The organism is Marinicauda sp. Alg238-R41, assembly GCF_947331485.1.
GTDB lineage: Bacteria > Pseudomonadota > Alphaproteobacteria > Caulobacterales > Maricaulaceae > Marinicauda > Marinicauda pacifica.
In genome coordinates this window covers 644,817-662,221 of record NZ_CAMZOJ010000002.1, presented here as the reverse complement: position 1 = coordinate 662,221, position 17,405 = coordinate 644,817, and the positions used below count along the sequence as shown (strand labels likewise).

17 protein-coding genes are annotated in these 17,405 nt (G+C 65.7%); 7 read left to right on the top strand and 10 right to left on the bottom strand.

Annotation, left to right across the window (positions count from 1 at the left end; translation table 11 throughout):
- Nucleotides 1–144 precede the first annotated feature (144 nt).
- Together PGP17_RS11720 and PGP17_RS11715 are read left to right on the top strand one after the other, a co-directional pair.
- Entirely contained in the window at nt 145–645 is a 501-nt protein-coding gene (locus PGP17_RS11720; protein WP_270375518.1) for a CC0125/CC1285 family lipoprotein, read from the top strand.
- 214 nt (nt 646–859) lie between these two features.
- Entirely contained in the window at nt 860–1,291 is a 432-nt protein-coding gene (locus PGP17_RS11715) for a peptidase S1 (RefSeq protein ID WP_270375517.1), read from the top strand.
- A 70-nt stretch (nt 1,292–1,361) separates the two neighbouring features.
- Here the strand turns inward: PGP17_RS11715 and PGP17_RS11710 are convergent, their stop codons facing one another.
- Nucleotides 1,362–2,600, bottom strand: coding sequence for a DUF445 domain-containing protein (locus PGP17_RS11710; RefSeq protein ID WP_270375516.1), 1,239 nt, complete (start codon nt 2,598–2,600; stop codon nt 1,362–1,364).
- A 118-nt stretch (nt 2,601–2,718) separates the two neighbouring features.
- Between PGP17_RS11710 and meaB the strand changes: the two genes are divergently transcribed.
- Nucleotides 2,719–3,753: a methylmalonyl Co-A mutase-associated GTPase MeaB gene (meaB, locus tag PGP17_RS11705; RefSeq protein ID WP_270375515.1), complete on the top strand. Its 1,035-nt coding sequence runs from the start codon at nt 2,719–2,721 to the stop codon at nt 3,751–3,753.
- 158 nt (nt 3,754–3,911) lie between these two features.
- Here the strand turns inward: meaB and PGP17_RS11700 are convergent, their stop codons facing one another.
- The 3 genes from PGP17_RS11700 to PGP17_RS11690 are packed head-to-tail and all read right to left on the bottom strand — an operon-like array spanning nt 3,912 to nt 5,773.
- A complete protein-coding gene (locus tag PGP17_RS11700) occupies nt 3,912–4,751 on the bottom strand; it encodes a S49 family peptidase (RefSeq protein WP_233342155.1) in 840 nt (279 codons plus the stop codon).
- Nucleotides 4,752–4,796: 45 nt separating this feature from the next.
- Nucleotides 4,797–5,546, bottom strand: a complete 750-nt coding sequence (locus tag PGP17_RS11695) for a tRNA1(Val) (adenine(37)-N6)-methyltransferase (RefSeq protein ID WP_270375514.1) — start codon at nt 5,544–5,546, stop codon at nt 4,797–4,799.
- Nucleotides 5,543–5,773 carry a putative signal transducing protein gene (locus PGP17_RS11690; RefSeq protein WP_135943989.1) on the bottom strand — a complete coding sequence of 77 codons (231 nt, stop codon included), beginning with the start codon at nt 5,771–5,773 and terminating at the stop codon, nt 5,543–5,545. Before PGP17_RS11690 ends, PGP17_RS11695 begins: the two co-directional genes overlap by 4 nt.
- Nucleotides 5,774–5,973: 200 nt before the next feature.
- Between PGP17_RS11690 and PGP17_RS11685 the strand changes: the two genes are divergently transcribed.
- Nucleotides 5,974–6,924, top strand: a complete 951-nt coding sequence (locus PGP17_RS11685; protein ID WP_135944155.1) for a polyprenyl synthetase family protein — start codon at nt 5,974–5,976, stop codon at nt 6,922–6,924.
- Here PGP17_RS11685 and PGP17_RS11680 read toward each other — a convergent pair.
- The 4 genes from PGP17_RS11680 to PGP17_RS11665 are packed head-to-tail and all read right to left on the bottom strand — an operon-like array spanning nt 6,921 to nt 12,209.
- On the bottom strand, nt 6,921–7,943 hold the full coding sequence (locus PGP17_RS11680; protein WP_270375512.1) for a glycosyltransferase family 4 protein: 1,023 nt from the start codon (nt 7,941–7,943) through the stop codon (nt 6,921–6,923). The two genes, PGP17_RS11685 and PGP17_RS11680, sit on opposite strands and share 4 nt — an antisense overlap.
- Nucleotides 7,940–8,827 (bottom strand): 4-(cytidine 5'-diphospho)-2-C-methyl-D-erythritol kinase, encoded by an 888-nt coding sequence (locus tag PGP17_RS11675; protein WP_270375511.1) that lies wholly within the window; start codon nt 8,825–8,827, stop codon nt 7,940–7,942. Before PGP17_RS11675 ends, PGP17_RS11680 begins: the two co-directional genes overlap by 4 nt.
- Entirely contained in the window at nt 8,824–10,494 is a 1,671-nt protein-coding gene (locus tag PGP17_RS11670) for a tetratricopeptide repeat protein (RefSeq protein ID WP_270375510.1), read from the bottom strand. Before PGP17_RS11670 ends, PGP17_RS11675 begins: the two co-directional genes overlap by 4 nt.
- A gap of 41 nt (nt 10,495–10,535) precedes the next feature.
- Nucleotides 10,536–12,209, bottom strand: coding sequence for an electron transfer flavoprotein-ubiquinone oxidoreductase (locus PGP17_RS11665; RefSeq protein ID WP_135943994.1), 1,674 nt, complete (start codon nt 12,207–12,209; stop codon nt 10,536–10,538).
- A 165-nt stretch (nt 12,210–12,374) separates the two neighbouring features.
- On the opposite strand from PGP17_RS11665, the gene PGP17_RS11660 reads away from it, so the two are divergent.
- Nucleotides 12,375–13,223 carry a uracil-DNA glycosylase gene (locus PGP17_RS11660; RefSeq protein WP_270375509.1) on the top strand — a complete coding sequence of 283 codons (849 nt, stop codon included), beginning with the start codon at nt 12,375–12,377 and terminating at the stop codon, nt 13,221–13,223.
- On the opposite strand, the gene PGP17_RS11655 is transcribed toward PGP17_RS11660, so the two are convergent.
- Both PGP17_RS11655 and PGP17_RS11650 read right to left on the bottom strand, forming a co-directional pair.
- A complete protein-coding gene (locus PGP17_RS11655) occupies nt 13,220–13,885 on the bottom strand; it encodes a TIGR04282 family arsenosugar biosynthesis glycosyltransferase (protein WP_270375508.1) in 666 nt (221 codons plus the stop codon). The two genes, PGP17_RS11660 and PGP17_RS11655, sit on opposite strands and share 4 nt — an antisense overlap.
- Nucleotides 13,882–14,580 carry a glycosyltransferase gene (locus PGP17_RS11650; RefSeq protein WP_270375506.1) on the bottom strand — a complete coding sequence of 233 codons (699 nt, stop codon included), beginning with the start codon at nt 14,578–14,580 and terminating at the stop codon, nt 13,882–13,884. The genes PGP17_RS11655 and PGP17_RS11650 overlap by 4 nt, the downstream gene beginning before the upstream one ends.
- Here PGP17_RS11650 and PGP17_RS11645 point away from each other — a divergent pair.
- Together PGP17_RS11645 and PGP17_RS11640 are read left to right on the top strand one after the other, a co-directional pair.
- Nucleotides 14,579–15,085, top strand: a complete 507-nt coding sequence (locus tag PGP17_RS11645) for a hypothetical protein (protein ID WP_270375505.1) — start codon at nt 14,579–14,581, stop codon at nt 15,083–15,085. The two genes, PGP17_RS11650 and PGP17_RS11645, sit on opposite strands and share 2 nt — an antisense overlap.
- Nucleotides 14,991–16,760, top strand: a complete 1,770-nt coding sequence (locus tag PGP17_RS11640) for a recombinase family protein (RefSeq protein ID WP_158291213.1) — start codon at nt 14,991–14,993, stop codon at nt 16,758–16,760. The genes PGP17_RS11645 and PGP17_RS11640 overlap by 95 nt, the downstream gene beginning before the upstream one ends.
- The last annotated feature ends 645 nt before the right edge of the window (nt 16,761–17,405 follow it).

Here is a 17,405-nt window from a genome sequence, read left to right as displayed (position 1 = left end):
ACGCCTTGATCGCAGGTTATTACTGACACGCACCGGCGGGCCACCCCCGGCAAGAAGACGGGGATTGGCCCGCGCCTCGCCAGTCCTGCCGCGATGGCCTATCATCGCCGTGAGCTTGAGCGACACCCGCGCCTGGAGGTCTTCATGATCCGCACGCTTTCCGCCCTCTCCCTCGCCGCGGCGCTGGCCGCCTGCGCGCCGACCCAGACCGTTTACGGCCCGGCCGCGGATGGCGCGCGCGCCGTCGGCTATGACAGCCTGCGCATCGAGGACGATCGCTGGCGGGTCAGCTTCACCGCCGGCCCGGATGCCAGCCCCGCCGATGTGGAACGCTATGCGCTGCGCCGCGCCGCCGAGCTGAGCCTGCAGGCGGGATATGACTGGTTCGATATCGTCGACCGCGCCAGCGAGCAAACGGGGCAACAGGATTCTCCGGTGCGCCTTGGCGGATCGGTCGGCGGCGGGATCGGCTCGGGCGGCTATCGCAGCAGCGGTGTGGGCCTGGGGATCGGGATCAGCCCCGGTCAGGAGCGGCGCACGACGCTGACGCTGGAAATCATCGCCGGACGCGGGGCGGACCGGCCCGAACGTGCGTACGATGCGCGCCAGATCCTCGCAGCCATGGGCGGCGCAGAGCCGATCTGAGCCCGGGGCCGCGCGGCCTTGTGGGCGAGCCATGCCGGGTGACCGGCCGCGGCGCTTAAAAAGCGCGATTCCAGCTGGCCTGCGCTCACATTCCGTTCATACTCGCAGGGGCATCGTTCGTACGTGCCCGCAGCCGGCTGGATTGTACCAGCGGCGCAGGTTCACCGGCTGGCGACACCCGCCCGGCGGTTCCAGATCCAATTGGGGGATTTCCATGAAAAACACGATACTCGCCGCCGCGGCTCTCGCCGCCATCACCAGCACCGCCGCACTCGCGCAGGATTTCTCCCTGACGCCGACTTACGGTTCCTACTCGCTGAGCGCGGGCTTCATGCCCGACCCGTCCGAACTTCAGATCACCGCTGGCGGCACGCTCGACGCCGCGAGTGTGGGCTGCGCGGGCACCATCGCGAATGCGCCCGACGCTCGCCTGAACTGGGGCGGTGGCCGCATGACCATCGGCGCCCGGTCCAACATCGACACCACGCTGGTCGTCAACGGGCCGGACGGACAGTGGTATTGCTCGGACGACGTGAACGGCCTCAACCCGGCCCTCGTCTTCAGCGCCTCGGGCCAGTACGACATCTGGGTCGGCGTCTATCAAGGCAACAACGCTCCGGCGACGCTCTACGTCACCGAATACTAGGTCAGCGCTTTATTGCAGACCTTGCGACAGGCGCTGCCGGATCGTCCGGCGGCGCCTTTTTCGTGAGCGTCTAGAGAATATGCGTCAGGGCGTGCAGGGTCACCCCGATCAGACCGCCGATCAGCGTGCCGTTCAGGCGGATATATTGCAGGTCCTGGCCGACATTGGATTCCAGCTTCTCCACGATGGTCCCGGCATCCCAGGAGGCGATCGTGTCGGAGACGATGCGCGCGACGTCCGGGCCGTGGCGTTCGGCCAGATGCACCGCGACCGGGCGCAGGCGGGCGTTGAAGGCCGCGCGCGCCTCCTCGTCCTTCAAAATTGCCTCGCCCAGCGAGACCAGCGCGTCGGTGACATAGGCCGCGATCCGGGACTCCTCGCCGCGCGCCGCGTCGTTCAGGACCGCCCGTTTGCCCTCCAGCCATCCCGCCTCGGCCATGCCGGCCAGCGCCGGATGAGCCAGCGCCTCGGTCACGATGGTCTCGATGCGCGCCTGCAGGGCCGGATCGTCACGCAGGCCGATCGCGAAATCATTGACCAGCTCGGTCACCCGCATCCGCATCGGGTGTTCGGGTTCGACCGCCATGTCGTGCAGCAAGTCCTCGATCGCCGCGATCAGCGCGTCGGACACGCGACGGTCCATGCGCGTGAAGCGCAGCAGGCGCGGACTTTGCTCGCGCACGGCGGTCCGGATGCGGTCCTCGTGCTCGGACAGGGCCTTGAAGGCCTCGTCCAGCCCGGCATTGAGCAGGACCTGGTGCTTGCCCCCGGCGGTGAGCGCTTCGAGCACGGCGCCGAATGCGGGCGCCAGGCGCGCGCCCTGGGCCTGTTCGGCCACACGCTGGCGCCAGAAACGCGCGACGGCCTCGTCGTCGAGGAAGGCGAGAATGTCGGGCAGTGCGCCGGTCAGCCCGTCCGCCAGCTTTCGCGCCTGGGAGCGGTCGGCCATCAGCTGTCCGATCTGCGCGCCGGGATCGGACTGCTCGAGCCGCTCGGCCACGAGGGCGGGGTCGAGGAAATTGTCGGCGATGAAGCGCCCGACCGCATCGGCAATGCGCTGCTTGTTTCTTGGAATGACAGCGGTGTGCGGGATGGGCAGGCCGAGCGGGCGGCGGAAAATCGCCGTCACCGCGAACCAGTCGGCCAGCCCGCCCACCAGCCCCGCCTCGGCGAAAGCGCGCACATACCCCCAGACGCCGGTATCGTCGGTCCAGATATGCGTGGCGGTGAACAGCACGGCCATGGCCACCAGCGCGGCGGTCGCGGCAATGCGCATGCGGGTGGCGGGATGAAGGCTGGATCCGGTCATGACGTCCACCATAGGCGTCCCTGTAGCTGAAATCACCGCGCCATGCTCAGGCCGGGCCGGTGGATCGCGGTGACAGGATGCTTGCCTTCGCCGCGTAAAACGCCTTGAACTCGACCTCATGAACGAGCTTGCCGACCGACTTGTTTCCGGCGACCGCGCCGCGCTGGCCCAGGCGATCACGCGTGTGGAATCCACGCGCGCCGATCACCAGCAGGAGGCGCGCGATATCCTGACCGCCGTGATGGACCGGACCGGTAATGCCTGGCGCATCGGGCTGACCGGCGTGCCGGGCGTCGGCAAGTCCACGCTGATCGAGGCGCTGGGCAAGTTTCTGACCGGCCAGGGTCACAAGGTGGCGGTGCTTGCCGTCGATCCGTCCTCCAGCCGGTCGAAGGGATCGATTCTGGGCGACAAGACGCGCATGGGCGAGCTGGCCGTCGACCGGGCCGCCTTTATCCGGCCCTCCCCGGCCGCCGGAACGCTGGGCGGTGTCGCGCGCAAGACGCGCGAATCCATGCTGCTGTGCGAAGCGGCGGGCTATGACGTCGTCATTGTCGAGACGGTGGGCGTCGGCCAGTCCGAAACGGTCGTGGCCGACATGGTCGACGTGTTCGTCGCGCTGATGCTGCCCGGCGCGGGCGACGAGCTGCAGGGTATCAAGAAGGGCATTCTGGAACTGGCTGAAATCCTGTTTGTGAACAAGGCCGAAGGCGAGAACGAGAAGCGCGCGCGGCGCTCGGCGCGCGATCTCGAAGCGGCGCTGCACCTGTTTGCGCCAGCCTCGAAGAACTGGTCTCCGGTCGTGCTGACCGGATCCGCGCTGACGCGCGACGGCATCGACACGCTGTGGGAGACCGTCACCAAGCATCGCAAGGCGCTGAAAGAGGCCGGCGAGCTGGACCAGAGGCGCCGCGGGCAGCAGGTGCGCTGGCTATGGTCGATGGTCGAGGACCGCGTGCTGAGCCAGTTCCGCGCCGATGCCGGTGTCAGGAACGCCGCAGCGACGCTGGAAGACGCCGTCGCAATAGGCAGCCTGCCGGCCAGCGAAGCGGCCGAACGCCTGATCGCAAGCTATCGCGGCGGTCCTGAACGCGGCTCCTCGTCGGATGTGTCCTCGTCGGGCACATCCTCAGGCGCGGCCGGGGAGTCCTGACCGGTGTGTTTGCCGGGGTGCCCGAGATGGCGCTCCACCGCACGCCGGGCGGCCCTCTGTGCGGCATCGTTTCTTGATCGCGTCCGGCCGCGCATCGCGAAGAACAGCACGAATCCGCCGAGAACCAGCACCAGGGTGAGTGTGAGAGAGCCCATGACTTACAACCCGTAGCGCGACCAGATCTCGCGATTCTCCAGCGTTTCGGCGAAGCTCGCCGCGCTCTGGCCGAGCAGCCGCGACAGCATCCCGCCCTTGGGTACGGTCAGCAGCCTGGTCCGCACATCCTTGCCGTAGCGCGATTTTAGGACGCTGCGCACTTCGCCGAGATGATCGGCCAGCCCGTTCTCGACTGCCTCGTCGCCAGTATAGACCTGACCGGTGAACAGCTCCTCGTCGCTCTCGTCCAGCTTGCCGGACCGGCGCGTCTTCACCAGCTCGATGAAATGGGTGTGCAGGCGGTTCATGAGGCGCTCGAGCCGCGTTCTTTGTTCCTCGGTCTCCTCGCTGAACGGATCGGAGAGGGATTTGTTCTTTCCCGCGGTGCGCAAGCGGCGCTCGACCCCGATTTTCTCCATCGCGCCGGTGAAGCCGAAACTTGCCGAGATCACACCGATCGATCCCATGATGCTGGAGGCGTCGCAGAATATCTCGTCGCCCGCGCAGGCGATCATGTAGCCGCCGGACGCGGCCACGTCCTCGCAGAAGACCAGGACGGTCTTGTCCTTCTCCTCGGCAAGCGCGCGGATGCGGTCGTGGATCAGTTTTGACTGTACGGGGCTGCCTCCTGGCGAATTGACGAGTATCGCCACCGCAGCCGCAGAGCCGGGCGCGAAAGCGCGCGCCAGCAGCTTCTCCACCTTGGCCAAGTTGAGCGCGTTGCCGCGTCCGCCCGGGGCGATGACGCCTTCCAGCCTGACAATGGGAACCAGCGGGCCGTCACGGCCAAGCAGTTTGCGGATCCCGCGCATGACGGGCGAGAGAGGGGCGAGCGCGGCCAAGGCGGATCTCCTGTTTTCCAGTTTTCGTGTTCAGGGGTGTCGTACTCAGCGTGTCATGGCAAGGCCGGATGTCCCGCGCAGCACCCGGTCGGCCAGCTCTGTGTACTGGCCCGGCCCGTCATCGTGCAGCACGAAGCCGGGGCGCAATTGCAGCGGGGCCCGGCCAGCCTTGACCGCACGCACCAGGATGCGCTTGGCCGCACGGTTCGCATGGGTGTGGACCGGCAGGACCACAATCGAGCCGAGATGCGCAACGCGGCAGGCTGCCAATGCCAGGTCCAGCGCATCGGCGCGGTGGATGAGGGTCAGCGATCCGCGCGGCGCGAGCAGGCTGGCGCCGGCCCTGACCCAGTCGGCCAGGGTCGTGTCATTCATCCATGCGGCGCGCTTGTTTTCCTTCGGGGCGCGCAGGCTGGACGCATCTTCAAAGAAGGGCGGGTTGAAAAACACCGCGTCCGCTCCGCCCTCCTCAGGCTCATAGGACAGCGCATCGGTCTCGATCACCTGCACACGGGCCGACAGGGCGTTATCCTCGATATTGCGCGCGGCAAGGGCCGCCGCTTCGGGATCGCGTTCGAGACCGGTGAAGCTCGCCTGAGGATACCGCAGCGCCGCCGACAGCAGAGCCGCGCCCGGACCACAGCCGAACTCGACCACCCGGCCGCCCGCGTCCAGCTCAAGGCTGGCCGCGAGCAAAGCGGCGTCGATGCCGGCCCGGTAGCCCTGCGCCGACTGCCACAGGGTCAACCGGCCGCCCAGGAATCCGTCCCGGGTGACCGCCTCCTGCGGCGTCATGGATTGGGCGGTTTGTACGCCTCGCCCAGAGCATCCTTGAGCACCTGGCGCGCCTGCTCCCAGTCCTCGTCGGCGACCAGCACGCGCCGGTTCACCCAGGGCACGGCGCCGCCGAAGATGCTCGCCGTCTGGGAATCCAGCGTGACCGGATTGAGCCTGGCATCCTTCAGGACGGCCTCGACAAAGGACAGCTGGACCGGGTCGTTCGTGGAATAGACTTCTTTCATGTGCTCACCGCGCTCGCCTGGCCCGCAGGATATGATACTCCCCCGCGACATCACGCACAGCCCCGGCCGCTTGCCGGGGTGTGTGGCCAAACCTATTGTGCCGGTCCATTGGCTGAGACTGCAAGGGGCTTGCGGTGAACGGACTTCCTCAGAAATCGATCGAAGGCAACCGGATCAATCCGGTAGTGCGCCTGCACGAGATGGCCGAAGGCGACATGCGCGCCGTCGATGCGCTGATCGGTGAGCGCATGGGCAGCCCTGTCCCGCTGATCCCCGAACTGGCAAGCTATATCGTGGAAGCCGGCGGCAAGCGCATCCGGCCCCTGATCACGGTCGCGGCCGCACGCATGCTGGGCTATGAGGGCAATGCCCATATCGCCCTGGCCGCGGCGGTCGAATTCATTCACACCGCCACGCTGCTGCACGACGATATCGTGGACGAGAGCGATCTGCGCCGCGGCAAGCTTCCCGCCAACCAGGTCTGGGGCAACCCTCATTCGGTGCTGGTCGGCGACTTCCTGTTTGCGCGCGCCTTCATGCTGATGGTCGATTCCAAGTCGATGGACGCGCTGCATGTGCTCAGCCGCGCCGCCGCGGTGATCGCCGAGGGCGAGGTCCACCAGCTGGTCGCCGCCGGCAAGATCGAGACCAGCCGGGACGAGTATATGGAGATCATCGGCGCGAAGACCGCCGCGCTCTTCTCCGCCGCAGCCCAGGTCTCCTCGATCATTGCCGACCGTCCGCAGCGCGAAGAAGATGCGCTGGAGACCTATGGCCGCGAGCTCGGGCTGGCTTTCCAGCTGGTCGACGACGCGCTCGATTATGGCGGGCTCGCCTCCGATCTCGGCAAGAATACCGGCGACGATTTCCGCGAAGGCAAGGTCACCCTGCCCGTCGTCCTGGCGCTGGACGCCGCCGACGAGGCCGAGCGCGCCTTCTGGACACGCGTGATCCGAGAACAGCCCCAGGACGATGCGACCTTCGACGAGGCGGTGACGATCCTGAAACGGCGCGGCGCCCTGGAAGGCACTCTGGCTGCGGCGCGAGCCCACGCCCAGCGGGCCCGCGATGCGCTGGCGATCTTCGAGGACAATCCCTGGAGCCAGGCGCTCGACCAGCTCGCCGAATTCGTCGTGGAACGAGCCTACTAGGCATCCACGCCGCGGCGCCGGGCATAGGCGCCGGCCCAGGCGTAGGCGCCCGTCAGTCCCGCGCACGCGAGAACGAACGCCAGGAAGGGCGCAGCGTCCGGCCCCTGGGCGGCCACGAGGCCGGCCAGCACGCAAAGGCTCGACAGGCCGCCATAGGCCATCGCGGCCTGGGCATGGCTCCAGCCCGTCTTGATCAGGCGCTGGAAGGCATGTTCGCTGTGCGCTTCAAGGCTGAGACGGCCATGACGGGCGCGGCGCAGCAGGGTCAGCAGCACATCGACCAGCACCGGCAGGACGAAGAGCGGGGCAAGCCAGAGCGACCCGGCAAAGCCCCTGCCGGCCATGAGAAGCGCGCCGGCCCCATACAGCGCTCCCGCCGCAAGCGAGCCGGCATCGCCGGCGAATAGCTTGGCCGGGGGAAGATTGAGACCCAGCATTCCGAGAAGACTGCCGGCCAGAAGGACGCCGAGAAAGCTGGTCGACAGGCTGCCACTGGCGAGCCCCGCGACGGCCAGACCGATCCCGGCCGGGATCAGGACCGCGGCCAGCATGCCGTCCGATCCGTCCACGAAGTTGACGGCGTTGATCACCGTGAAGAGGAAGAGCGCGCTGCCCGCGACGGCCAGGACGGGGAAAAGCGCAATCGACCATTCCAGTGTGAGAGAGAGCCGGTCGACCGGGTAGAGACCGGCCAGCGCGAGGCAGAGCGCGCACATGCAGGCAAACTTGATCCGTCCGTTCAGGGCGAACAGATCATCGAGAAAGCCCAGCGCGCCGCACGCCCCGGCAAAGGCCAGCGCCGCGGCCATGCCGGGCGCGCCGACCGGCGCGGCGAGCAGAACGAGCGCTCCGGCCCCGCACCCGGCCAGAATGCCGAGCCCGCCGCTGCGCGGCGTCGGTGTCGCGTGCAGCGAGCGCGCCTCAGGAAAGTCCAGCACCCCGCCTCGGCGCGACAGCTCGCTGACCAGCCAGCTCACCGCGGCGCTGATCAGGGCGGCGCTGAAGAGATAGACGCTCATACCAGCGCGCTGGCGAGCTTGACCGGCTGCACGAGCCAGGACGGGTTCTGCGCCGCCACCTCGTCCGCGGCAGCGCGGGCGTCCGGTTCGTCGTCGAACAGGCCAAAGCAGGACGCGCCCGACCCTGACATTCGCGCGACGCGGCAGCCGGGAAGCCCTTCGAGCGCGTCCAGCACCGTGCCGACCTCCGGCACCATAGCGATGGCCGGCGCCTGAAGGTCGTTCTTTAAAGCGGCGGTGAGCGTGACCGCTGCGTCGCCATGACCGGCAATCGGCATGGCGCCAGGCACAAGCGCCTGCGGCTCGGTTTTGTCGTAGGCGGCGAAAACGGGCCCGGTCGCGACCGGCACGCCGGGATTGACGATGACACCATGCAGGTCCGGCCAGGCCAGCAGCGGCGAGACCCGCTCTCCGCGTCCGCGCATCAGCAAGGGCCGCGAATAGACGCATGCCGGCACATCGGACCCGAGCACCGAGCCGATCTCGGCCAGCTGACGCGCTCCGAAATCGAGCTCCCACAGATGGCAGAGCGCGCGCAGCGTGGCGGCGGCATCCGCGGAACCGCCGCCCAGGCCTGCAGCCACGGGCAGCGCCTTTTCCAGCACGATCCTGGCCGACAGCTCGGGACGGCCGGCGGCGGCGCGCAGGGCATAGGCCGCTTTGAGCACGAGGTTTTCCACCTCGCTCTCCAGTGCAGCCGCGTGTGCGCCCGACACCGACAGGTGAAGACCCTCTGGAGCCGGTTCGGCGAAGATGACATCGCCCCAGTCGGCAAACACCACCAGGGAATCGACCGGGTGGTAGCCGTCGGCCTGGAGCGGGCCGACATTGAGAGACAGATTGACCTTGGCGGGCGCGAACTCGCGTATGGCTTGCCCAGTCATTCGATGTCGTCCGGCCCCGTTTCGATTCCGCCCTCGAGGCGCGCCTCGATCAGGGTCCGTTCGCGCGGCTGCGGGTCCAGCTCCAGCGCGTGTTCCCAGGAAAAGCGCGCTTCCAGCGCGCGGCCCTGACGCGCATAGGCGTCGCCGAGATGCCAGTTGATCGTCGCATTGCCGGGCGAAGCCACGGCGGCGCGTTCCAGATACCCGACCGCCTCCTCGTAGCGCCCGAGCTTGTAGAGGCCCCACCCCACGCTATCCAGGATTGCGCCATTGTCCGGGGCAAGCTCGGCGGCACGCCGGACCATGTCGAGCCCCTCCTCCACATGCTCGCCGAAGACGATCCAGTTATAGCCGAGATGGTTGAGGACGCGCGGCTCGTCGGGGGCGTATTCGAGCGCCTGGATATAGCGCGCCTCCGCGTTATCCCAGTCGCCAAGCTGCTGGTAGCAGATGCCTTCGAAGAAGGCCGGCTGCCAGCGCTGCCGGGCGCTCCGGTCCGTCTCCGAAACGCTGGCGTACAGAGGCAGCGCGCGGTCGCACTGGTCGGTCAGGCGGTAGATGTCGGCGAGCAACAGACGCGCCGTCTCGTCCATGCTGTCAGATTGCAGCTGCTCGGCGCGCAGGAGCGCCTCTTCGCGCCGCCCCGTGGTGAAGAGCAGCCAGGCCGCGTCGACCTCGGCACGCGTTTCGAACGCGGTGCCGTCGAGCGATTCGTAGATGGCGAGCGCCTCGCCATCCATGTCGATGGATTCCAGCGTCTGGGCGAGCGAGTAGCGGTTGCGGGCAAACCCGGGATCGACGCGTTCCACCAGGCGCTGGAACAGGGCCGTGTAATCGCCCGGCGAGTTGCGCGTGAGCGCGCGCGTCAGGGCATAGAGGGCGCGGGCGGCATACTCGTTGGCGTCAAAGCGCGGCGCCCGGCGGCCCGCCTCGGCGCGCTGCAGGGCGTAAAGCACTTCGGGATCGGGATAAGGGTCTTCGTCGACGCGTTGCCGGTAAAGCGCGATCGCCTCGTTGCGGCGTCCGCGCCGCTCCAGCAAGGCCCCCTGGAGGACCGTGGCGAGCTCGATCATGTCCCCGTTCAGGGCGGCGCTGGTATACCCGTCCAGCGCCCGGTCCCACTGGCCGGCCGCCTCGAACAGCATCGCCTTGTGCAGGATCCCGTAGTCGGCGACCTGCGCGGAGACATCGAGCGTTTCCGCGGCGACTTCGCGCGCGCCGGAGCGGGTCTGGGCGCGCGACCAGTCGGTCATGACGGTCTGGACCGCGCGGGCGAATGCGCCCAGCTGGGGATCGTCCGGCGAGTCCTCGTGGCGGTCCCCGCGTTCCAGCGCGACCGCATCGAGATAAAGACGCACGAGCTGGGGATCCTCCGCGCCTTCCGCCGAGGTCAGGGCGGCCTGATCGGCCAGCTCGAAATCGCCCGCCAGCAAGGCGGCAAAGAAGCTGCGCTGGGACAGCAGCTCGAAATCGGGCTGAAGCTCCAGCGCTTCGGCATAGAGCGTGGCGGAGCGATCCATGTCGCGCGACGCCCCGGCATAGCGCGCCGCCAGAAACGCGCCATAGACCGAGGATTCCTCGGCCTCCTCGGGAGACAGGAAATTGCTGCCCGCCGCGCAGGAGGCGGCCAGCAGCAGGGAGAGACAGGTCAAGGTCGTGGCGCGCATGGCAATCGCGCCCGGATTATCTCCGGGCGCGCCTTGTGGTCTTACATGTTGGGATAGTTGGGACCGCCGCCACCTTCCGGTGTCGTCCAGTTGATGTTCTGGTTCGGATCCTTGATATCGCACGTCTTGCAGTGGACGCAGTTCTGCGCGTTGATCACGAACTGCTTCTCGCCCCCGGAATCCGGCTCCACCCACTCATACACGGCGGCCGGGCAATAGCGCGCGCTCGGCCCGCCATAGACCTCCAGCTCGCTTTCCTTCTGGAGCTGCCAGTCGGCGACCTTCAGGTGTACCGGCTGGTCTTCCTCGTGATTGGTGTTGGAGATGAACACCGAGGACAGACGGTCGAATGTGAGTTCGCCGTCCGGCTTGGGATAGGTGATCGGCTTGCACTTGCTGGCCGGCTTGGTGACTTCGTAGTCCGCTCCGCCATGGTCCATCGTGCCGAAAACGGAAAAGCCGAACAGCTCGTTCGTCCACATGTCGAGCCCGCCCAGCATCACGCCGACCGTCGTGCCGAACTTGGACCAGAGCGGCTTGACGTTGCGCACCTTTTTCAGCTCGGCCTTGACCCAGCTCTTGTCGTAGGCGGCTTCATAGGCGTCCAGCGTGTCGTGCTGACGCCCTTCGGTGACGGCTTCGAACGCGGCCTCGGCGCCCAGCATGCCGGTCTTCATCGCGTTATGGCTGCCCTTGATGCGCGGCACGTTCACGAACCCGGCCGAGCATCCGATCAGCGCACCGCCGGGGAAGGCCAGCTTGGGCACCGACTGGTAGCCGCCTTCGGTGATGGCACGCGCGCCATAGGACAGGCGCTCCCCGCCTTCGAGCACTTCGGCGATATCGGGATGGGTCTTGAGGCGCTGGAACTCGCCGAACGGGAAGAGGTGCGGGTTCTTGTAGTTGAGGTGCATCACGAAGCCGATGGACACCAGATTGTCCCCGAAATGATACATCCAGCTGCCGCCGCCGGTTTCGTTGTCGAGCGGCCAGCCCATCGTGTGCTGGGTATAGCCCTTCTTGAACTTCTCCGGCTTGACGCGCCACAGCTCCTTCATGCCGAGGCCGTATTTCTGCGGTTCGCGGTCCTCGTCCAGGTTAAAGCGCTTGATCAGCTGCTTCGACAGGGAGCCGCGCGCGCCTTCTGCGATGAGGGTGTATTTGGCGCGCAGCTCCATGCCCGGCGCATACATGTCCTTGTGCGAGCCATCCTTGGCCACGCCCATGTCGCCGGTGATCACGCCCTTGATGGCGCCGTCTTCCTCGATGTACTCGGCCGCCGGAAAGCCGGGATAGATCTCAACGCCCATCTCTTCGGCCTTGGCCGCGAGAAAGCGGCAAACCTCGCCGAGCGAGCCGACATAGCAGCCCTTGTTGTGCATGAATCCGGGCATCATGAAGCCGGGGAAAGCGGCCGAACCAGCTTCGCCCAGCATGAAGAATTTGTCGCCCGTCACCTCGGTCTCGAGCGGATTGGCCGGATCGTCGCGCCAGTCAGGCAGCAACTCGTCCATGGCCTTGGGGTCGAAGACAACGCCGGACAGGATATGGGCGCCGACCTCGGAGCCCTTTTCGATCACCGCGATGGTGATTTCCTTGCCGGACTCCTGGGCCAGCTGCATGAGCCGGATCGCGGCGGAGAGGCCAGCCGGGCCCGCCCCTGCGATCACAACATCATATTCCATCGATTCCCGTTCGATCGCCTCTTCCGCCATGTCGTCTCCTCGCAACTTCTTCTTTTTCACCGCTTCGGCGTCTCGACCGAACACGCGGCTTTGCGTTGGCTCGTTCCCGTCTTAGCCTAGCTCCTGCCTTTCAGCTAGGGCAGCCCGCCGCGCAGGCCAGCGCGCGCACACCTCAAAGTCCACCGGACCCGCATCATGACCGCACCGCTTTCACCGGACGAAACGCGCATCCTGAAAAGCCTGCTTTCCTGGTGGGAAGAAGCCGGGGTCGAGATGCCCGACATCCCGGCAGCGGCGCGAAGCGAGCCGAGTACGCGTCCGGGCCGCGAGGCCGCGGGAGCCGTCATGCGCCAGACACCGAGCGCCGCACCCGCGCGTCCTGCCGCCACGGCCGCGCGCGCCAGGGAGGCGGGATTCGGCGCGGAGCCGCCCGAGCAGGATGGCCGCGAAATGGCCGGACAGGCCCAGTCTCTCGACGCGCTCAAGGCCGCGCTGGATGCGTTCGAAGGCTGCCCGCTCAAGACGACGGCGAAGAGCACCGTTTTCGCGCGCGGCAACCCCGAGGCCGCCATCATGGTGGTCGGCGAGGCGCCTGGCCGCGAGGAAGACGATCAGGGCCAGCCCTTTGTCGGGCGGTCCGGTCAGCTGCTTGACCGGATGTTCGCCGCCATCGGCCTGGATGAGAGCCAGCTCTACATCACCAATATCGTCAATTGGCGTCCGCCGGGAAACCGCAAGCCGACCGACTCGGAGATCGCGGCCTGCCTGCCGTTTGCCGAGCGCCATATCGCGCTGGCGAAACCGAAATTGCTGGTCTTTGCCGGCGGTATCTCGGCGCAGACCCTGCTCAGAGCCAAGTCCGGGATCATGAGCCTGCGCGGGCGCTGGACCGAATACCGGGTCAAGGACGAGGCCTTCGAGGAGGCCGGTTCGATCCCGGCCCTGCCGATCTTCCACCCGGCCTTCCTCCTGCGCCGCCCGCAGGAAAAGCGCCGCGCCTGGGCCGACATGCTCAGCCTGCAGGAGCGGCTGGAGACGCTCTAGCCGCCGAGCGCACGCAGATCTTCCACCTCGTCCACGTCGCGCAGCATGCGCAGATAGGCGATCCTGCCCAGCCCGCACGCGATCAGGCGCGCTTCAAGATCGCGGCGCGTTTCGCGGTGAGACCAGCGCACGCCCTCGAACAGGGCCGCCGGTGCGGGCGCGTTCAAGCCGAGCAGCCAGTAGCCGCCGTCTTCGGCCGGACCGATGACCGCGTCGTTCTGCCTGAGCAGGGTGAAGGCGCGCGCAATGTCGGCGCGGGCGATCTGGGGCGCGTCGGTGCCGATGACGATGACGGGGCCCCGTCCTTGCTCACCGACTTGCGAGTACGATGCCCGCGGACCCGACCCCGGACGCTTTGCGCGTCCTGTGCGATCTGGCGCCGCGCCGAACACGCGCGCCTGGCGCGTACCGAGATCGCCGTGCCCTTGCGCGATTCGCGCCATCGCTTGCGGCCAGACGCCGGGAAAGTGCCGCCCGGCCGCCGCATCCGGACTGACGGCCAGACATATTTGCCAGCAGGGTCCGGCCACACGGCGCAGGACGCGGGCCGTCATCGCGCGGTAGAGCCGCCAGGCCTCGACCTGGCCAACGCCGCGCGCCAAGCGCGTCTTGGCACCGCCTATAACGGGCGCCTTGGCGAACACGACCAGATGCGCGGTCATCTGGAATAAGCTCTCGCCAGACGGGCCGGATCCGCGCCGAGATAATAGCGCGCCAGCAAGGTGAGATTGCGCGCGGACCGCGCCGCATAGCCCTGCCTGGCAAAGCGCTGCGCGCTTGTGACCGCCCGGCTCCTCAGAATGGAGAGCCGCCGACGTCCGATCCGCCGGACCAGATCGACATCCTCGAACAAGGCAAGCGGCCTGTAGCCGCCGAGCCGCTCGTAGAACTCGCGCGAGATAAGCAGGCCCTGATCGCCATAGGGGAGTTTCAGCGCAGCAGAACGCCAGTTCACGCCGCGCGTCAGGCGCCGGGCCGGGGCACCCTGAGCATCAAGCGCAAAGCGGAAGGCCCAGGCCCGCAGGCTGTTGCCGCCCATGACGCGCCTGACTTCGGCCGACCAGCCCGGCTCCAGCCGGGTATCGGCGTGCAGGAAGAGATACCAGTCATCGCGCCCGGCAAGGCCGGCCGCCACCTGAGCGCCCGCGATGAGCTGCGGCCCGCGCCCGCGCGCACCGGTGACAAGATGGAAACCGGCCCGGCGCGCAAGCTCCCGCGTGGTATCCGCCGAGCCGCCGTCGGCCAGCACCCAGCCGGCGACAAGCCCCGAGCGCACACCCTCCTCCAGCCCCTCCAGCGTGGCGGGCAAGTGGCAGGCGGCGTCGAGAGCGGGAATGATGACGACGAGGCGGCTCATGGGCTCTGTCAAAGCCGGTCCGCGACCGGAAGTCAAACTGAAAAAGTTCTTGCTTTGTTCTGTTCGCGGAAACAGGATCAGCGCCATGAGCACGCGTATCCTCTCCCCCCGCCAGTCGGTTGCGCTGCCCGAGCACCTTCAGCAGAAGGGACGCGGTGCGAAATCGAACGCCGCCGGCCGGTTTGAGCGGCATACCGCCGAACCTTTCGACGATGGGTGGGAAACAGGCGACAAACCGGCGCCGCGCCTCGATACCACGCTGATCCGCGATGCCTCGCGCTCCATCGTGTCGACCAATGACAGTCCCGATATCGGCTTTAACCGCTCGATCAATCCGTATCGCGGATGCGAGCACGGCTGGCTGTATTCCTCTGTTGCACACATCAGAGCAACAGGGGATACGATCAACCATGCGCGCCACCATCTACATCCGCTTTTCGACGCCGAAACAAGAGCGTGGAGCAAGCCGAGACCGGCAATTGGAGCTGTGTCAGCAGTTCTGTGAACGACAAGGCTGGCCTGTCGATGAAGTCATTGAAGATCTAGGGAAATCTGCCTGGACGGGGAACCATATCGCTACCGGCGAACTCGGAAAATTTGCCGATCGCGTCCGGAGCGGCGAGGCTGGAACCGACACGGTCTTAGTTGTCGAAAAGTTGGATCGCCTATCTCGCCAAGAAACGCGGACCACGCTGCGATGGATGGAGGACTTGTGCTCGGCAGGCCTGACGATCGCGACGGTCGACGGCGGTAGAGTTTATAATGATGCGGGATTGCGCGCTGATCTTATGGGCGTCATCGAAATACTGATGCGCGCAAAGCTGGCAAATGATGAGAGCCAGCAGAAGTCAGAGCGCGTGCTTGATCGCATACGGCGAAACATGGAGCGCGCTCAAGAGACCGGGCAGATCATTACTGCTAAAGCGCCCGGTTGGCTGGTCGCCAAAGAAGACCGTAGTGGCTTCGAGATTGTCGAGGAACGAGCCCAGCTCGTTCGGGAAATTTACGAAATGGCCGCAGAGGGCAAGGGCGCGCGGTGGATTGCAAAAGAGCTAAATGAGCGCGGTAGCCCAGCATGGGGAAAATGGCGTAAGACCGAAACGACGCCGACTTGGGAAATTACTTCCATCAAGTTGATCCTTAGCCAACCCTCCGTTGAGGGTGACTACGTACCAGGCTTCTCAAACACCAGCGCCAAGCGGACCAAGTTCGACCAGCGGATTGTGGGGTATTACCCGCGGATCGTTGATGCTGACCTTGTCGCACGCGCTCGTGCTCAGGTGAACGCGAGAAAAACCGGGCCTCGTAAGGGTGGTGGTCATACTCGCGGGGTGGCAAACCTTTTCGCCGGCGTCGTGGTCTGTGAGTCATGCGGAAATCGCATGCACCTCAGAACAAGCGGAAAACCTCATTCTAAACGCTATTGGCAGTGCAGCTTTGCCGCTCGAAAGCGAGGCTGCACACAGACCGAAATGTTTCGGTACGAGCCTTTCGAAAAGGCCGCGCTCGACGAGATCCTCCATCTGGCATTAGAAGATAATTATTTTTCTGCCCCGGATAAGACGGCGTCGCTGGCGAATGAGCTTGCCGATATCGAGAAAACGATTGCCGATAAGAAGGAGGTGATTGACCGCCTAGTTGACTCCCTTGCTCGCATAGGGGCATCGGATGCGATTGAGGAGCGCCTTATTCAGGCTGAGAGGTCCCTACGGAATTTACATGCCACGCGGATCAAGAGCGCCGAGGCTCTTGACGCAGCCAAAGGCGCCGTTAGCCCAGCCGAACATCTGGACCGGGTTCGAGATGTCCGCGTTTCGCTTGATGATGCCGACACGGCGGTGCGTACTGCGGCACGACTGCGCGTCCACAACGCCATATTGGGATTAGGCTGCAAGGTAGTCTGCGGCGTAGACGACGAAGACCGTCGAGAAATAGGATTGGTGCTTCCGGCTAACATGCTTGTTTGTGCGTTCAGCAATGACGGCACGGTGATGCTCCGATACGACGGACTCGAAATTGCGCGGCATATTTTCCCTGATCTATCCGGCCCCGAGCTAGCGGAAAAAGTCTTCGCGACATTCGCACAAGCTTCAGCGACCGAAGAAAAGTGGACCGGACCAGAACCAACGACACTTGCTTGGCTCAATCGCTTCATCGAGCGATACCAAGAAAATAAATAACATCATTTGATCGCATGATTTGAAGATTATTTTACATCACATATCGCAACTGTGAATAGTGGCTTTCCAGCATACTGAATCAGCCTTGCCCCAATGCCGATGAGGTTAATGCGTCGCAAGGTTATCTCATACCCCTCCCAAGGCTCCAAGTTTGGAGAAGCGGTAAGCGTCGGCGGATCCTGATCAAACCAGCTGATCGTTGTCGCTGGCCTACAATCTCCAAGTCCAGAGATCGCGCTAGCGATTTGAGTGCTGCCTTCATGTGCAACTCGGAAGGCTTGTTTCGCTGCCGGTGAGCCTTCCAGTTTTATCGCCGCCCAAGGAGAATCTAACAACGAAGGGTATATGACGCTTGGACCAGCGTCGACACCAAGTTGCTCGCTGTCCCGCGCCGGATAGCCAAGCTCGGCAGCGAAGGCTCTCACCGCCAAAGCAGCCACGGCTGAGGTGCTCATTTTGCCACGTGGCCCATCACTCGGGCCCAAATGGCCCCTTTGACGCCAATTCCTCTGCCCGTCCATTGAAAGGCCGGTCATATCGGATATCCGTGCCGGCCCATGAAGAGTTTCTTCAACTTGGAATTTTAAGTGCATCTCAGAACCTTGGCGCTTTCATATGCTTTAGCTGCTATCAAACCCACCAACT

Excerpts from the sequence above, each read along its gene's own strand:
- PGP17_RS11690 (WP_135943989.1), bottom strand. The coding sequence starts at position 5,773 with ATGAAAGAAGTCTATTCCACGAACGACCCGGTCCAGCTGTCCTTTGTC.
- meaB (WP_270375515.1), top strand. The coding sequence starts at position 2,719 with ATGAACGAGCTTGCCGACCGACTTGTTTCCGGCGACCGCGCCGCGCTG.
- PGP17_RS11660 (WP_270375509.1), top strand. The coding sequence starts at position 12,375 with ATGACCGCACCGCTTTCACCGGACGAAACGCGCATCCTGAAAAGCCTG.
- PGP17_RS11675 (WP_270375511.1), bottom strand. The coding sequence starts at position 8,827 with ATGACTGGGCAAGCCATACGCGAGTTCGCGCCCGCCAAGGTCAATCTG.
- PGP17_RS11715 (WP_270375517.1), top strand. The coding sequence starts at position 860 with ATGAAAAACACGATACTCGCCGCCGCGGCTCTCGCCGCCATCACCAGC.
- PGP17_RS11645 (WP_270375505.1), top strand. The coding sequence starts at position 14,579 with ATGGGCTCTGTCAAAGCCGGTCCGCGACCGGAAGTCAAACTGAAAAAG.
- PGP17_RS11720 (WP_270375518.1), top strand. The coding sequence starts at position 145 with ATGATCCGCACGCTTTCCGCCCTCTCCCTCGCCGCGGCGCTGGCCGCC.
- PGP17_RS11655 (WP_270375508.1), bottom strand. The coding sequence starts at position 13,885 with ATGACCGCGCATCTGGTCGTGTTCGCCAAGGCGCCCGTTATAGGCGGT.
- PGP17_RS11695 (WP_270375514.1), bottom strand. The coding sequence starts at position 5,546 with ATGACGCCGCAGGAGGCGGTCACCCGGGACGGATTCCTGGGCGGCCGG.
- PGP17_RS11665 (WP_135943994.1), bottom strand. The coding sequence starts at position 12,209 with ATGGCGGAAGAGGCGATCGAACGGGAATCGATGGAATATGATGTTGTG.
- PGP17_RS11685 (WP_135944155.1), top strand. The coding sequence starts at position 5,974 with ATGGCCGAAGGCGACATGCGCGCCGTCGATGCGCTGATCGGTGAGCGC.
- PGP17_RS11680 (WP_270375512.1), bottom strand. The coding sequence starts at position 7,943 with ATGAGCGTCTATCTCTTCAGCGCCGCCCTGATCAGCGCCGCGGTGAGC.
- PGP17_RS11710 (WP_270375516.1), bottom strand. The coding sequence starts at position 2,600 with ATGACCGGATCCAGCCTTCATCCCGCCACCCGCATGCGCATTGCCGCG.
- PGP17_RS11670 (WP_270375510.1), bottom strand. The coding sequence starts at position 10,494 with ATGCGCGCCACGACCTTGACCTGTCTCTCCCTGCTGCTGGCCGCCTCC.
- PGP17_RS11650 (WP_270375506.1), bottom strand. The coding sequence starts at position 14,580 with ATGAGCCGCCTCGTCGTCATCATTCCCGCTCTCGACGCCGCCTGCCAC.
- PGP17_RS11640 (WP_158291213.1), top strand. The coding sequence starts at position 14,991 with ATGCGCGCCACCATCTACATCCGCTTTTCGACGCCGAAACAAGAGCGT.